The 821-nt window shown below is 58.3% G+C and carries 1 protein-coding gene; it reads right to left on the bottom strand.

The genetic code is table 11. From position 1 onward, the window contains the following. Window positions 1–54: 54 nt before the first annotated feature. A partial coding sequence (locus FDX11_RS24455; protein ID WP_137398658.1) for a GTPase family protein occupies window positions 55–821 on the bottom strand: 767 nt, incomplete at its 5' end.

Genomic DNA, 821 nt, shown 5'->3' with positions numbered 1-821 from the left:
ATCCCCGTCGCATCGGCGACAGGGGCAGGGAAGTAACAGGGATGGGTTAAATACTCAGAAGAAGAAATCCCAGACGGCACGGGCCACTGACACCACGGTGGTGCGCACGGCCTGAATGACGGCCCGCACCGGGGCGGGTATCAGGGGAAAGGCACTGATGCTATCGAGTACGGCCCCGACGGTTTCACCAAAATCGCTACGAGCCTGTTCCCGGACTACCGTCGTGCGAAAGGAAGGATGGAGTTGCGACACCACCGGGCTGGTGGCCTCACGTGGCAGGCACTTAATCATCCGCTCGGCCATCACCTTAAGCCCCCATTGTAGACGGACCGACACAGCACACACCGGATGGACGGGCTGGAACAGCTCATGCAGCAGGCAGATTTTGCGGCTGATATTCTGCTTCTGCGCCGTGGACAACTGTCCCCCACCGCTGGTAGGTTCGGCCTTATCCGACTGGCTGATAACAAACAGCACCTTATGCCGGTATACCTCTCCAATCACCTGATGATAAAAATGTTCATCCACCGTCAGCGCCCGGTCATCGGCCTTAATCAGCCACAGTACCAGGTCGAGGCGAGGAAGCTGTTCGCGGTACAGCGCAGCATACTCGGTATCGCGAGCGCCACTTTCGCCCACGCCGGGCAGATCCATCAGCGTTATATAGCGGTCGCCGACTTGCAGGCGAAAGCGCAGTGGCTCACGTGTACAGGCCGCCACATCGCTGACCGGTGATATATCTCCGGCAAACAGGGCATTGCACAGACTGCTCTTCCCAACACCGGTTTTACCCATAATGCCGATCACTGGCTCGTAGTTAG

The organism is Citrobacter sp. wls714, assembly GCF_005281025.1.
In the GTDB taxonomy this organism is placed as follows: Bacteria; Pseudomonadota; Gammaproteobacteria; order Enterobacterales; family Enterobacteriaceae; genus Citrobacter; species Citrobacter werkmanii.
This window is presented reverse-complemented; position numbering and strand designations above follow the sequence as displayed.